Genomic DNA, 13,612 nt, shown 5'->3' with positions numbered 1-13,612 from the left:
TGACGCATCCCGCCAGGTCCTTTTTTTGTAGGCGTAAAGTATGTGTTAGAAGGAGGTGTTCTCATTATCACTTTAGGGATATAATGGGTACAAACTCTGGGAGGTGGCATATGATTAGATACCCTTTTTTGAAAAAGAATGCGACGATAGGCGTTACAGCACCTTCATCTGGAGTAGGCATTCAAAATGCAGAACTTCTTACACTGGCCTCCAGCCGGTTGAAGTCGCAAGGATTTAATGTCATTATCGGCGAAACGGCATGGAAGCAAGATAAGGCTAAATCTGCACCAGCCAATGTTCGAGGTCATGAGTTTAATGAGATGATCAAAGATGATGGAATTGATATCCTTATTCCGCCTTGGGGCGGGGAATTGTTAATTGAAGCTCTGGAATATATTGATTTTGATGCTTTGCAGGACAAATGGATCGTGGGATATTCAGATATAAGCGTCTTGTTGCTTGCGGTCACGCTGACAACCGGTCTGGCTACTGCTCACGGAGCGAATCTCATTGATTTACGGGGAGAGTATTCAGATGATACTACAGCCCTCTGGCAGGCGGTTCTAGAGACATCAGTGGGTGAGTCCATTGTCCAGCATTCATCTCTTAAATATCAGCGGGAATGGCAGCATGATGTGCCTTCGCCATGCGTTTTTCATTTGACAGAGGAGACCTATTGGAAGTCTCTAACTACAGATGCTGTAACGATGAAAGGACGTCTGTTGGGTGGTTGTATAGATGTAATTAGGCATTTAATCGGCACGCCCTATGGAAAGCTCCAGCATTTTCAGCAAGAAATGATTCATGACGAACCTATAGTTTGGTATTTGGAAAATTGTGAATTGAACACAGCGGATTTACGCAGATCTTTAGTGCAGATGAAGCTGGCAGGGTGGTTTGAGAATTGTTCGGGGATTATGTTTGGCAGAAGTCCAGCTAATCGGCCTGTGGATAACTATACTGCCGAGGATATCTATGCTGAACTTTCTGAAGAGCTTAAGGTACCGATCGTTTATGATATCGATTGTGGTCATGTCCCGCCGCAGGTTACTTTTATTAATGGAGCTTATGCAGAAATTGAAGTGGCAGATGGAGTAGGGACGGTAAAGCAATATTTCTATGAATAGCGTTATATCAAAAAGGACAACCCCTTGGGTTGTCCCTTTTACTATCATTAGTTCCCTGTATTTACAATCGCTGTGATTTCCTCATCCAGGTCCAGTCTTACATCTTCACGATAGGTGCGAACACCATATTCGCTGAGCATGTAACGCAGGATCGCTTCAATCATATTGGACTCCACTAGAAATTGACTGCGGCCCTGTACCCAAACCTCTGCAGAGTAACCGGTATCTTCTTCCCAGCTCAGTTCTACCTGAACATCCTCTGGGCGAACAGCCTTTCGTTCCGCCATGTGCAGACAGAGGGCATTGATGATCTCATCCATGCTTAGAACGATTGTAGACATTAGTAACGACCATCCTGTTCTTCTAAGCGGCGACGTTCTTTTCTACGACGGAAGAAGGACATCACGAGCATAACCAGTACATAGATAGCTAGCATATTAACGGCAAAGCCTAGGAAGTCACCAAAAGCTCCCATTCCACCAAACATTCCACCGAATAATAATCCGGCCAAACCACCGATCATCATGCCCTTCATTAAGCTGCCGCCGCTGAAGAATCCACGTTTCGTATTAGCAGCAGATCCTGCTGTGGAGCTTTTAGTGCTGTCACTTTTTTTGATGTTATTTGTTGTTGTTGATTTTTTTGGAGTTGTTGAATAGCTGCGAGTGCCGGATTTGAAACCGCCGCCACCTCGACGTGCATCGGCAAAGTCTGGAGCAGCCACTGCAAAAAATAGAGTGAAGGCCATTAGAATCATCATTACGCGTTTCATTGGTTTCATTTAGTACGAAAACCCTCCTGTGAGCATGAATTTTTGTGTATGGTCGGTAATACGCAGACATGCCCCACAAGGTTTCAATTTTATTTATCATAATTTATACTTTTATGCACAAAAAAAGCGTGGATCCAGGATCCACGCAAACAGCAGTTAGAGAGTCGTCATTCGTTACTTATACCCATCAGCGACAAGCTCAAGCGCTCCGGTTGCCGGATCGATGATCATGCCATGGATAGGTACATTAGGGGGAAGCAGTGGATGACGTTTAATCAGGTCCACAGTTTGAATTACCCCTTCTTCGACATTGTCAAACCCACGCAGCCACTTTGTAAGTTTGATTCCGGAATTTTCCAGTGTAGACAACACTTCTTCAGATACGCCACGTTCTTTAATGGAATTGATCATATGGTCCGCATTGAGGGAGGCCATACCGCATTCATAGTGTCCAACCACGATTACTTCTTCAGCATCTAGTTCATATAGAGCTACCATTACACTACGCATAACACTACCGAAAGGCTGAGAAATAACCGCACCAGCATTTTTGATAATTTTGACATCACCATTTTTGAAATTCATGGCTTTCGGCAATAATTCAACGAGTCTAGTGTCCATACAGGTGATGATCAGCATTTTTTTGTCAGGATAACGACTGGTTAAATAAGCTTCATAGTCCTTATTCTCTACAAAACTTTTATTAAAGTTAATAATTTCTGATACGTGGCTCATATTAGCTTCCTCCCTTAAAATCCTTGAATTGTACTTACGTTGCGCATATCTCTTACCATGATATTGTTGCCATAAATCTGAGAATCACTGACCAGCTTATAGGAAGAGAAACGTTCCTCTGCATCGAGTCGCATCTTGTCTTCATAAAAGATTTCCTGTTGCCGGCTTACGATAAAGGGAAGAGAATTCGTCTCTATCCTAGAATCGCCTTGCTCCACTTCTGAAACAATCAGTAACACATTAATTCCGTCACACCCGCAGCCTACCGTATCATAAAAGAGCTTGAAAAATCCTGGCTGATCTCCAAGCCTTTCCTTCAACTTCCTTTCTGCGAGAGGTGTAACTTGAATCATCATAGCCCTGTTCACGCTCCTTGATTTTTGTTCGAAGCATGCTCTGCTTCTTATGTAACTCATTAAATATTTAAAATTAGAGATGTAATCTCTGAAGTTGATTATACTCATTCAAAAAAGTATCATCAAGAGGAGTCTGTAAAACAGAGAAAGCAGGTGGAGTAGAATGGAACAACAAGTAAAGGAACGATGGGAACAATTCAGCGAGTTATTAGCAAAAATTAGTGGATATTCAGAGGCCATAGAATTAATGCACTGGGATTTGCGCACAGGTGCACCGCGTAAGGGAGTAGAAGTTCGTTCCGGTACGATTGGGATGCTGAGTGGAGAATTGTTCAGACTCGAGATTTCACAGGAGATGGGTGACTTCACAGCATTTTTCAGTCGTCCAGAAGTGTTGAGCCAGCTTACAGCTAATCAACAAAAGATCGTCAACGATTGCCGCAAAGAGTATGAGCGCAGTAAGAGTATTCCTTCCAAAAGATTCGAAGAGTACGCTGTCCTGTCTGCTCATTCCCAAACGATCTGGGAAGAAGCTAAGGAGAACAATGACTTTGCTACATTTGAACCTTATTTGAGCAAAATCGTAGCTCTGAAACAAGAGTTCATCGATTATTGGGGTGTAAATGGCACACGTTACGATACGCTACTAGATATGTATGAGCCTGATCTCACGGTAGAGAAGGTGGATGAAGTGTTCAGTCGCCTCCGCAGCCGCTTGGTTCCGTTAGTGGAAGCTATCGCTGCTTCACCTAATAAACCAGATACCAGCTTCTTGCAGCAGATTTTCCCTAAAGAGCAGCAACAAAAGTTTGGTAACTTTATTCTGAAGCAAATGGGCTATGACTTCGACGCAGGCCGCTTGGATGAGAGTGTGCATCCTTTTGCTACAGGGCTGAATCCAGGTGACGTTCGTATTACGACCGCTTATTTACTTGATAACGTGACTAGCGCCGTCTTCAGCTCACTGCATGAAGGTGGACATGCGCTTTACGAACAAAATATCAGCCAAGATTTAGTGGGAACACCACTGGCTCAAGGCGCATCGATGGGGATTCATGAATCTCAGTCGAGACTATGGGAGAATATGATCGGCCGCAGCCGTGCGTTCTGGCAACGTTATTACGGTGATTTGCAGCAGCATTTCCCAGAGCAGCTTGCTAATGTAGATGTAGAGGATTTCTACCGGGCTATTAACAGTGTGGAAAATTCATTCATCCGAATTGAAGCAGATGAGCTTACATACAATCTGCACATTATTGTGCGTTACGAGATCGAAAAGCTTATTTTTAATGAAGGTCTATCTGTCAAAGATCTGCCTCAGGTATGGAATGCTAAATATCAAGAATATTTAGGTATTACACCGCCTAATGATGCGCTTGGTGTATTGCAGGACGTGCACTGGTCCGGTGGAGACTTCGGATATTTTGCATCCTACTCTTTGGGAAATATGTATGCCGCCCAAATCTTGAATACACTCCGCAAGGAGCTGCCGAACTACGATGAATTGATTGCTGCGGGAAATCTTTTGCCGATTAAAGAATGGTTAACAGAAAAAATCTACCGTTTCGGAAAAAGTCTGACCCCTTCGCAAATTATCGAACAAGTAACAGGTGAGCCGCTCAGTCCAGATTATCTGGCTGATTATTTGGAGGAGAAATACACGGAGATTTACAAACTGTAATCCAGTGAGGTCCGCGTGGTATAATAGAAAGAAAGCTTAGACGGAAGGATATGGATATGGCAAATACTCACACCTACACCCGGAGAGAAGAAGTCGCGAATGCGATTACGCACGGGATCGGAGCTGTATTAAGCGTCGCTGCACTTGTCCTGCTTGTTGTTTTTGCAAGTCTGAAAGGAACGGCATGGCATGTGGTCAGCTTCTCCATTTATGGAACGACAATGCTGCTTCTGTATCTCAATTCAACACTTGTGCATAGTCTCAAAGAGGGCAAGGCGAAGGATTTGTTCGAATTTTTCGATCACTCCTCTATTTATCTGTTTATCGCAGGCACGTACACTCCCTTTTTGCTAGTAGCTATTCGGGGAACACTTGGCTGGAGTTTATTTGGAGTCATTTGGGGGATCGCAGTATTTGGCGTTTTCTTCAAAGCGTTTTTTGTTAAAAAGTTTTTGTTCATGTCTACGGTATTCTACATTGCTATGGGTTGGCTGATTGTTATCGCCTGGAATCCTCTTTCGGCAGTTGTAGCGGACGGTGGTATGATTCTGCTGATGGCTGGCGGAGTGCTTTATACTCTAGGCACAGTTTTTTATGTGTGGAGAGGGTTTCCGTTCCATCACGCGATCTGGCATGTATTTGTTCTTGCAGGCAGTGTCACACATTTCTTCGCCATATTGATTTATGTACTGCCAATCCAATAATTTCAAGCGGATTTATCGCGGAAAATATGGATTTTTAATAAAGAAAGAGATGACAAGCAAAAGTGCTTGACATCTCTCTTTCTTTTAGGTATCATAAGGGACGTTGTGAAGGTGTAAAGTGTTTTTCCTTGACGAAGGGGTTGTCCTTAATGAGTCAGGAGAATAGGCTCGAGAAAACGAATCGTATCAATTTGCTTTTTGCCTTCTATGAACGACTGCTTACAGATAAGCAGCAAACGTTTCTTAAATATTATTTTCACGATGATTTTTCCTTGGGAGAAATCGCCGCTGAATTTGAAATCAGCCGCCAAGCTGTTTATGAGCATATTAAGCGGGCTGAGCAAGTCCTTGAGAATTATGAAGAAAAACTTGGATTATTAGTGAAACATGAGAGTCGTACTAAATATTTAGAAGAGCTGCGCAGACTGCCGGAGAATGGGATGCTGCCTGAGCAATATAAACTTCGGTTCGCGGAGATCGTGGATCGCTTGCAGAGGTTAGAGTAGCATGAAGGGAGAAATCTGCATATGGCGTTTGAAGGTTTAACCGGAAGATTGCAGAATGTGTTCAGCAAGCTACGCGGTAAAGGTAAAGTATCCGAAGAAGACGTAAACGAAGCTATGCGTGAAGTGCGGTTAGCCCTTCTGGAAGCCGATGTTAACTTCAAGGTAGTTAAAGAATTCGTGGCTAAGGTGAAAGAAAAGTCCATCGGCAAGGAAGTCATGGACAGCTTTACGCCTGGCATGGTAATTATCGACATCGTCAACAAGGAACTAACCGAGCTGATGGGCGGAAGCCAAGCGAAGCTGGCCAAGTCGAACAAGCCGCCGACCGTCATTATGATGGCGGGTCTACAAGGGGCTGGTAAGACAACCACTTCGGGTAAGCTAGCTAAGCTGTTACAGAAGGGCAATCATCGTCCGCTCCTGGTTGCGGGAGATATTTACCGGCCTGCTGCTATCAAGCAGCTGCAAGTGCTGGGAGAACAGATTAAGGTTCCTGTATTCTCGCTTGGTGATCAGACTAGTCCGGTAGAAATTGCCAGACAAGCTGTACAACATGCGAAAGATAACGGACTGGATTATGTTATTATCGATACAGCAGGCCGCCTGCATATTGATGAAGAACTAATGGAAGAACTCAAGCAGATTCACAATGTTGTAAATCCTGATGAAGTACTTCTTGTAGTAGATGCTATGACAGGTCAAGACGCCGTGAATGTAGCCGAGAGCTTTAATAAGCAGCTTGAGCTTACAGGGGTCGTATTGACGAAACTCGACGGCGACAGCCGTGGTGGTGCTGCACTGTCAGTAAAAGCTGTTACCGGTTGCCCGATCAAATTCGCCGCTTTAGGGGAGAAGATCGACGCGCTGGAGCCGTTCCATCCGGAACGTATGGCTTCGCGGATTCTGGGTATGGGCGACATGCTGTCGCTGATTGAGAAAGCCCAGGCGAACATTGATACTGACAAGGCTAAAGAAATGGAACGTAAGATGCGTAATGCAGAGTTTACGTTCGATGATTTCCTTGAGCAAATGGATCAGGTGAAGAAGCTAGGCCCTATCGATCAAATTCTTGATATGCTTCCGGGTATGAACAAAGCCAAGGGCATTAAAGATTTAAAGGTCGACGATAAGCAAATGGGACGCGTTGAAGCCATAGTTCATTCTATGACTAAGGCGGAGAAGCAACAGCCTGAGATCATTAACCATAACCGCCGCAAGCGTATCGCAACCGGCAGCGGAACCTCAGTCGCTGAGGTCAACCGCCTCATCAAACAATTTGATGAGATGCGTAAGATGATGAAGCAATTCTCCGGCATGATGGGCGGAGGCGGCAAAGCCTCCAAGAAAAATGCCATGAAGCAGCTTAAAGGTCTTGGTGGTGGAAAAGGGCTGAAATTCCCTTTTAAATGATCTTGAATGTCTGTCCAACTAATGTTGGAAACTATTATAAGGAGGTGATTTTTCGTGGCAGTACGTATTCGTCTAAAAAGAATGGGAGCGCATAAAGCGCCTTTCTATCGTGTAGTGGTTTCCGATTCCCGGTCCCCTCGTGACGGTCGTTTTATCGAGGAAATCGGTTATTATAATCCGATTGAACAACCGGCAGTAGTTAAGATCGATGAGGAAAAAGCTCTTAAATGGCTTCAAACAGGTGCGCAAGCATCTGATACCGTCCGCAACTTGCTTTCCAAAGCAGGCGTGATGAAGAAGTTTCATGAGCTTAAGCAACAGAAATAATGACTGATTGCGAGGGTCCTCTATGGAAGAATTAGTTGGAGTAATTGCTAAGGCTTTAGTGGATCATCCAGAAGATGTGACGGTACGGGCTGTGGAGAAAGAACACTTGATTGTCTATGAGCTGTCCGTACATCCAGATGATGTAGGAAAGGTCATCGGCAAGCAAGGCAGGATCGCCAAGGCGCTCCGTACAGTAGTCACATCTGCAGCAGTCAAGAGCGATAAACGCGTAACTGTAGATATTTTATCTTAAATAATGCGTACAATGAGGGGCTAGGGATAGTATATCCCGGCTCCTTTTTGTTCAAATATATAGATGAAGCTTGTAAAGGAGAGGGTTATATGACGGAAGAATTAACCGTAGGCCGGCTTGTGAATACACATGGAATTCGCGGGGAGATTAAAGTATTATCCCATACCGATTTTCCTGAGGTTCGTTTCGCTAAAGACAAGAAGCTGTTCGTCATCCCTGCGGATGGCAGTGCAAAATTCGAAGTGACTGTAGAATCCGCTCGAGAGCATAAGGGTATGTTTATCGTTAAGCTTAAGGGATATACCAATATTAACGAAGTGGAAAAGTATAAGGGAAGTTTGCTTAAGGTGCCAAGTAATGATCTGGTTGATCTGCCAGAGAACGAATATTACTTCCATCAAATCGTTGGCTGTGAAGTTTATACGGATGATGCTGGAAATGAACCGCTTGGCACAATTACGGAAATTTTACAGCCAGGTGCAAATGACGTGTGGGTTGTTAAGCCTGCTAAAGGGCAAGACATCCTTATCCCTGTAATTAACGATGTAGTGCTGAACGTGGACATTGAGGCCAAACGAATTACTGTTCACTTGATGGAAGGACTATTGCCATGATCAGAATTGATGTGCTAACGCTCTTTCCGGAGATGTGCGAAGGCGTATTTAGCACAAGTATTCTTGGTAAGGCACGCGAAAAAGGGATTGTATCTTTGAATGCTGTGAACTTTCGTGATTTCTCAGGCAATAAGCACAACAGTGTGGATGATACACCGTATGGCGGGGGTGGGGGCATGGTACTGAAGCCTGACCCGATCTTTGCAGCGGTAGAACATGTATTGGGGATCGAGGCTAGTCCTTTGGAGAATGGTTCTGAATCTGCAGTCCCGACGCCTTCCTCTGTGAAGCCGCGCATCATTCTTATGTGCCCGCAAGGAAAGACGTATAATCAGAAGATTGCTGAGGAACTGGCACAAGAGCAGCATCTAATCTTTATATGTGGTCATTATGAGGGCTACGATGAGCGGATACGGGAGCATCTGGTTACAGATGAACTGTCGATTGGCGATTACGTGTTAACAGGTGGAGAATTACCGGCACTGACGGTTATTGATTCAGTAGTTCGGCTACAGCCAGGAGCGCTTGGAAATGAAACCTCTGCGATCACGGATTCGTTCAGTACAGGGCTGTTGGAATATCCTCACTACACTCGACCCGCTGAATTTCGCGGCTGGAAGGTACCAGATATGTTGCTGAGTGGCCATCATGCCAACATCGAAGTATGGCGGAGAGAGCAAGCGTTACAGCGTACACTTGAACGTAGACCTGATTTGCTCGAAAGTGCAGAACTAACGTTGAAAGACAAGAAAACACTGGAACGTCTGAAAAATGAAATCAAGCCGGAGTAAAATTTTAATAAAACAGGCATATTTTACGTCTTTTTAACGTATCTTACGTTAAGGAGGCGTTTTTGTTATGTTTACTTAAATATAAGAAGGGCTATAATCTCGTATTTTTTTTGCGTAATTTCCAAAACAAATGAGCATAGGTGCGTTGAACTCTTCTATTTGGGGTAATAGATAGAGGTGGCGTAATACTATATGCAGCTTACGATGCAGCAAGCTTAACTATTGAAAGGAATGAACTGAAGTGACTACGAAGACGCGTGAAGAATTCAAGCCTAGCGTGGACACGATCCACAAAGATGCGGAGCCGCTCCGCACCGTGAATGATATTATCGATTATTATACAAATCGCAAATCGTAATTCCCATTCGCCCTTTAAAGCTTGAACATATAAGATTAATAATTAAGTATGAATAAGCAAGTCCAATAAAACCATTAGAGCGTAGCGAACGAAAGTTCACTACATCTAATGGTTTTATTGTTCCTACTAAGAGAGGTCAAACCCTGTAACTCTGATCAGAATGTAAACACCCCCTCTTCAAGGAGAATTAAAAACACTTTGGAAAGGGGGTGTTTGGTTAACTATAAAAATTCGTGGAGGCGCATTCTACTCTTTGCGAAAGAGGCGATATACTCCTGTAAGTAGAGCGTAAAGCGCAAAACATACGAGAACAGTAACTGCCCATGCATAGTTGCGAACGGTATAGGTAAGCGATGATAAAATAATAAAGATGGTAATACGCAGTACGCCTTCCTTAATAAACTGTTTACGTGCTACATTCATTCGATTGGCCTCCTTGAATGGATAGGATGGTACGGATAACAAGCCGGAAATATGTCTTTCCTTATATATAACCTTTGGGAATACAAAAAATGCAGGGAACGGAAAGTAAATATCGACCCAAACAAATGACCTATGTAACTTAGCCGTTACCGACCTGTACTCCTCACCATAGAGTATATCATTACGAATGAGGAGGAGTACACTAGTGGAGGCTTATTATAATTGCTTACGTTGTAAGAATAGAAGGGTACGCATCCTGACTACTGATGGCAGACAGCATGAAGGTGTGATTACAGATGTGGACAGATATAATGTTTACTTAAGAACAGGATCCAATGGACCTGTGCAGACTTCTGCATTTTTTGGTTACCCTTATGCTGCTGACAATATTTTAACTCTCAGCTTGTTCACGCTGTTGGCTATTGCATTAATCTGATACGATGATGTAAAAACAGACCGTCCGCTAATCCGGACGGTCTGTTTTTAGTGGTTGGTTACTCTACTGTAATTGCACCTATATCTGAGCTTAAGGACAACAAAGGACCTCCTCCGTTAACATCGCGTTTGCCACCCTCAACCCCCGTGATCTGGCCTAGATCACTTTTAGCCACCAAGCTACATTTCACGCCATCGGCTAGAACAGCATTGAGGCTACCTACATTTGTTGTCGCTTTAAGACGGCTATCACTCTTCATTCCGGCTATATCCATACGTATGCTTCCTGTATTAGACTCTAGAGTGGACTTACCGGTGATGTTAGCTCCTTCGATATCAATAGCTCCAACGTTGCTGACGATGCGGTAATTTCCGTCCAGATTGCGGAGACGAATTTGCCCGACATTATTGGTGATTTGATATTCATCCATACGGGTGGGGATCTCAATGGTATAGTTAATGCTAAAATCTGAATAACCGTATTTGTCTTGAGCCCAAGTCCATAAATCCTTCTTCGGATTTGATTTGGAATTTGTAGATACCTTCAGAGTATCGCCACTAACGTCTATTGAAATCTCAGCGTCATCCAAAATTTTCTGGCGGTCAGCTTTATGAGCGGAGCCGTTATGGGCTAAGATTGTCGCACTCACATTAATTTGATCACCCGTAGTTGATGTAACCTCTATTTCTCCCACTGCATTGTTCATGCTAAGCACTGAAGCAGAGCCGATCTCTTTAGATAAGGATAGTTCTTTGCTAATGCTGTTTGCTTTAACTTCGTCGGCCACCTTGGTAGCTGTATCCTGAACGGCTTGCTCCACGCTTGCAGCGGCTTTACCCAGCTCTTGCTTCACAGCCTCACCAATATTTTGCTGCACATCTTCAGTAATATTCTTTCCTAGTTCATTATTAGCGGATTGCCTACCCGGTAACTCTGTGCATCCTGCCAGAAGTACGATGGACAAGACGGCTACAGCTGCCATTACGCTAGTTGTATTACTCTTTTTCATTGAATAAAATCCTCCTTATTTTTGGGTATATGTGTTCTTCCCTAAGCGCTACGTTATGTACGTACTTCTGTAAGTATAGCCTATGGGGATTTATTGTAAAAACGGCTGTAGGCGGGTTAATATACTGGACCAAAGACTAGGTATTTAAAAAGTGTTCACTACACTTCAAATTTCAATTGTGCTAAAATGAAATATAGATCTTACGCTCACATTAAAATGAGTAAGGTACATATAAAAAGAGCGAAGATGCGCTCATATATAATCTTCAGCAGCTACTGAAAAGCGCTTTTTATAGTGAGATGTGCTAAGGATAGTTTGCGAATACGATATAGACCGTTGCCTTACTTGCATCACAGGGCGGTCTTTTTATTTTCTTACCTCAATTAAATCATGAAGAGCGGAGGGAGCCAGATGCAATATGTAGTTATTTTGCTTGTCTTGCTAGCGCTGGGTGTTGGGTATTATATCGTTCAGAAAAAGAAAACACGCAGCTCAAGCAATCCTTTGCGCACCACTAGCAGTAATGTGATCTCAATGGACAGTCATCGCAAAGCCAAACAGAGTCCAGGAGAGCAGCCTTGCTCTTCTTGCAAGAAGAAGAATGGAAAGTTGATCTTCTATGCTCAAGACAATGGAACCGTGGTCGGCTTGTGTAAAGACTGCCAGTCTAAGGCAAAAAAAAGAGATATGTTACCGTTATAAAATAGAAAAATAAGTTGTATTAGCCCGTCCTTTATGATATTATTAACTCTGTTGTGTGGAATACGGTGGTCCGCTGCGGATAATGAGGGAGAGCTCAGATCTCTCCGGAAGAGGCAAGAACACCTGTACGGAAGGAGGAAGTCCTTAATGAATATCCTACAAGCTATTACGCAAGAGCAACTTCGTAAAGATATCCCTAGTTTTCGTCCGGGTGACACTTTGAAGGTGCATGTAAAAGTTATCGAGGGAACTCGTGAGCGTATCCAGTTGTTCGAAGGCGTTGTAATCAAACGTCGTGGCGGTGGAATCAGTGAGACTTTTACGGTTCGTAAAATTTCTTACGGTGTTGGTGTGGAAAGAACATTCCCAATCAACTCGCCTAAACTCGAAAAAATCGAAGTGGCTCGTCGTGGTAAAGTGCGTCGTGCTAAGCTTTATTACCTTCGTGAACTACGTGGTAAAGCAGCGAGAATTAAAGAAATTCGTCGCTAGAATAGTGACAGAGGAGAGGGGCTTGAGTTCAAGCCCCTTTCGCTTTATTTTTTTTTGAAAATATAAGAAAAGCATAAGTTTTACGTTATACATTATTCTTAAATTTCTCGCATAAACGCTTACCGTCCTTAAAAGGACGCTGAGGGCGTTTTAGCTTGGTATACAATGCGTGTGACATATACGCTTGGGGATAAGCTTCTCCGAAAAGGCCTCCTGAAGGAGTATCTGTGGAGGGGTTTTTGGCAGGAGTTTTTTTGTGTTGTATAGTAAGAGTAGTATTAAGAGAGGACGGTGAACTATGCAGCAGGAACAAAGCGAAACTTTGGAATCAAGCGAGCAGAACCCACGTAAACAGAAAAATGAAGTGCTGGAATGGGTCAAGGCCATTGCGATTGCTTTAGTTCTGGTTATACTGATTCGCTGGCTTTTATTCAAGCCTTTTATTGTAGATGGACCTTCCATGCAGCCTAATTTCCATACGGGAGAACGTGTTATCGTTAATGAAATTTTATACGATATAAGATCACCGCAGCGGGGTGAGGTTATTGTATTCCACGTGCCATCTGAAGGCAGAGATTTTATTAAACGTGTAATTGGTGTGGCTGGAGATACTGTGAAAATAGAAGGAGATGTAGTTACAGTTAACGGTGAGGTTGTTAACGAGACTTACATCCAAGGCGCTATTGATGCTGCGCATAGTAACAACGCTCTGTATAATAATAAAGATTTCCCAAATGAAAAATTCACGGATGGTACTGTACCAGAAGGACATATTTTCGTTATGGGGGATAATCGCTCGGATAGTACAGACAGCCGGATGATTGGCTATGTGCCGCTGGGTGATATTGTGGGTCGTGCAGATTTAATCTTCTGGCCGATAAAAGATATTACACTGATTAACCATTAAGTTGACAGA

The 13,612-nt window shown here is 43.5% G+C and carries 19 protein-coding genes; 13 read left to right on the top strand and 6 right to left on the bottom strand.

Annotation, left to right across the window (positions count from 1 at the left end; translation table 11 throughout):
* Window positions 1–110 precede the first annotated feature (110 nt).
* The gene (locus NYE72_RS18880; protein ID WP_339210217.1) at window positions 111–1,127 is read left to right on the top strand and encodes a S66 peptidase family protein; all 1,017 of its coding nucleotides are present in this window, start codon (window positions 111–113) and stop codon (window positions 1,125–1,127) included.
* Between the two features lie 47 nt (window positions 1,128–1,174).
* On the opposite strand, the gene NYE72_RS18875 is transcribed toward NYE72_RS18880, so the two are convergent.
* The 4 genes from NYE72_RS18875 to NYE72_RS18860 form a co-directional block, all read right to left on the bottom strand.
* Window positions 1,175–1,459, bottom strand: coding sequence for a YxcD family protein (locus tag NYE72_RS18875; protein ID WP_076100425.1), 285 nt, complete (start codon window positions 1,457–1,459; stop codon window positions 1,175–1,177).
* An 8-nt stretch (window positions 1,460–1,467) separates the two neighbouring features.
* Entirely contained in the window at window positions 1,468–1,899 is a 432-nt protein-coding gene (locus NYE72_RS18870; protein WP_076100426.1) for a hypothetical protein, read from the bottom strand.
* 174 nt (window positions 1,900–2,073) lie between these two features.
* Window positions 2,074–2,634, bottom strand: a complete 561-nt coding sequence (locus NYE72_RS18865; RefSeq protein WP_036688619.1) for a carbonic anhydrase — start codon at window positions 2,632–2,634, stop codon at window positions 2,074–2,076.
* Window positions 2,635–2,648: 14 nt separating this feature from the next.
* Window positions 2,649–2,990 carry an iron-sulfur cluster biosynthesis family protein gene (locus tag NYE72_RS18860; RefSeq protein WP_036688616.1) on the bottom strand — a complete coding sequence of 114 codons (342 nt, stop codon included), beginning with the start codon at window positions 2,988–2,990 and terminating at the stop codon, window positions 2,649–2,651.
* Window positions 2,991–3,153: 163 nt separating this feature from the next.
* Here NYE72_RS18860 and NYE72_RS18855 point away from each other — a divergent pair, with 163 nt between their 5' ends.
* The 8 genes from NYE72_RS18855 (at window position 3,154) to trmD (ending at window position 9,276) form a co-directional block, all read left to right on the top strand.
* Window positions 3,154–4,671 (top strand): carboxypeptidase M32, encoded by a 1,518-nt coding sequence (locus NYE72_RS18855; RefSeq protein WP_036688614.1) that lies wholly within the window; start codon window positions 3,154–3,156, stop codon window positions 4,669–4,671.
* 56 nt (window positions 4,672–4,727) lie between these two features.
* Window positions 4,728–5,375, top strand: coding sequence for a hemolysin III family protein (locus NYE72_RS18850; RefSeq protein ID WP_036688612.1), 648 nt, complete (start codon window positions 4,728–4,730; stop codon window positions 5,373–5,375).
* A gap of 149 nt (window positions 5,376–5,524) precedes the next feature.
* Entirely contained in the window at window positions 5,525–5,881 is a 357-nt protein-coding gene (gene ylxM / locus NYE72_RS18845; protein ID WP_036688609.1) for a YlxM family DNA-binding protein, read from the top strand.
* A 21-nt stretch (window positions 5,882–5,902) separates the two neighbouring features.
* A complete protein-coding gene (gene ffh / locus NYE72_RS18840; RefSeq protein WP_036688607.1) occupies window positions 5,903–7,291 on the top strand; it encodes a signal recognition particle protein in 1,389 nt (462 codons plus the stop codon).
* A 54-nt stretch (window positions 7,292–7,345) separates the two neighbouring features.
* Window positions 7,346–7,618 carry a 30S ribosomal protein S16 gene (rpsP, locus tag NYE72_RS18835; protein WP_036688604.1) on the top strand — a complete coding sequence of 91 codons (273 nt, stop codon included), beginning with the start codon at window positions 7,346–7,348 and terminating at the stop codon, window positions 7,616–7,618.
* A gap of 22 nt (window positions 7,619–7,640) precedes the next feature.
* On the top strand, window positions 7,641–7,871 hold the full coding sequence (locus tag NYE72_RS18830; protein WP_036688600.1) for a KH domain-containing protein: 231 nt from the start codon (window positions 7,641–7,643) through the stop codon (window positions 7,869–7,871).
* A gap of 89 nt (window positions 7,872–7,960) precedes the next feature.
* Entirely contained in the window at window positions 7,961–8,485 is a 525-nt protein-coding gene (gene rimM, locus NYE72_RS18825; protein ID WP_038572005.1) for a ribosome maturation factor RimM, read from the top strand.
* Window positions 8,485–9,276: a tRNA (guanosine(37)-N1)-methyltransferase TrmD gene (trmD, locus tag NYE72_RS18820; protein ID WP_076100428.1), complete on the top strand. Its 792-nt coding sequence runs from the start codon at window positions 8,485–8,487 to the stop codon at window positions 9,274–9,276. The genes rimM and trmD overlap by 1 nt, the downstream gene beginning before the upstream one ends.
* Window positions 9,277–9,880: 604 nt before the next feature.
* On the opposite strand, the gene NYE72_RS18815 is transcribed toward trmD, so the two are convergent.
* On the bottom strand, window positions 9,881–10,057 hold the full coding sequence (locus tag NYE72_RS18815; protein WP_155288145.1) for a hypothetical protein: 177 nt from the start codon (window positions 10,055–10,057) through the stop codon (window positions 9,881–9,883).
* A gap of 205 nt (window positions 10,058–10,262) precedes the next feature.
* On the opposite strand from NYE72_RS18815, the gene NYE72_RS18810 reads away from it, so the two are divergent.
* Window positions 10,263–10,493 (top strand): hypothetical protein, encoded by a 231-nt coding sequence (locus NYE72_RS18810; protein WP_036688596.1) that lies wholly within the window; start codon window positions 10,263–10,265, stop codon window positions 10,491–10,493.
* A 58-nt stretch (window positions 10,494–10,551) separates the two neighbouring features.
* Here NYE72_RS18810 and NYE72_RS18805 read toward each other — a convergent pair whose 3' ends face one another.
* Complete coding sequence (locus NYE72_RS18805; RefSeq protein ID WP_076100357.1) at window positions 10,552–11,502, bottom strand: hypothetical protein; 951 nt, start codon at window positions 11,500–11,502, stop codon at window positions 10,552–10,554.
* A gap of 411 nt (window positions 11,503–11,913) precedes the next feature.
* Here NYE72_RS18805 and NYE72_RS18800 point away from each other — a divergent pair, with 411 nt between their 5' ends.
* The 3 genes from NYE72_RS18800 (at window position 11,914) to lepB (ending at window position 13,603) form a co-directional block, all read left to right on the top strand.
* Window positions 11,914–12,204: a hypothetical protein gene (locus NYE72_RS18800; protein WP_076100358.1), complete on the top strand. Its 291-nt coding sequence runs from the start codon at window positions 11,914–11,916 to the stop codon at window positions 12,202–12,204.
* A 147-nt stretch (window positions 12,205–12,351) separates the two neighbouring features.
* Entirely contained in the window at window positions 12,352–12,696 is a 345-nt protein-coding gene (rplS, locus tag NYE72_RS18795; protein ID WP_036688590.1) for a 50S ribosomal protein L19, read from the top strand.
* Between the two features lie 298 nt (window positions 12,697–12,994).
* The gene (gene lepB, locus NYE72_RS18790) at window positions 12,995–13,603 is read left to right on the top strand and encodes a signal peptidase I (protein WP_076100360.1); all 609 of its coding nucleotides are present in this window, start codon (window positions 12,995–12,997) and stop codon (window positions 13,601–13,603) included.
* The last annotated feature ends 9 nt before the right edge of the window (window positions 13,604–13,612 follow it).

It is taken from the genome of Paenibacillus sp. FSL L8-0333, assembly GCF_037965665.1.
GTDB classification, from domain to species: Bacteria; Bacillota; Bacilli; order Paenibacillales; family Paenibacillaceae; genus Paenibacillus_AQ; species Paenibacillus_AQ odorifer.
This window is presented reverse-complemented; position numbering and strand designations above follow the sequence as displayed.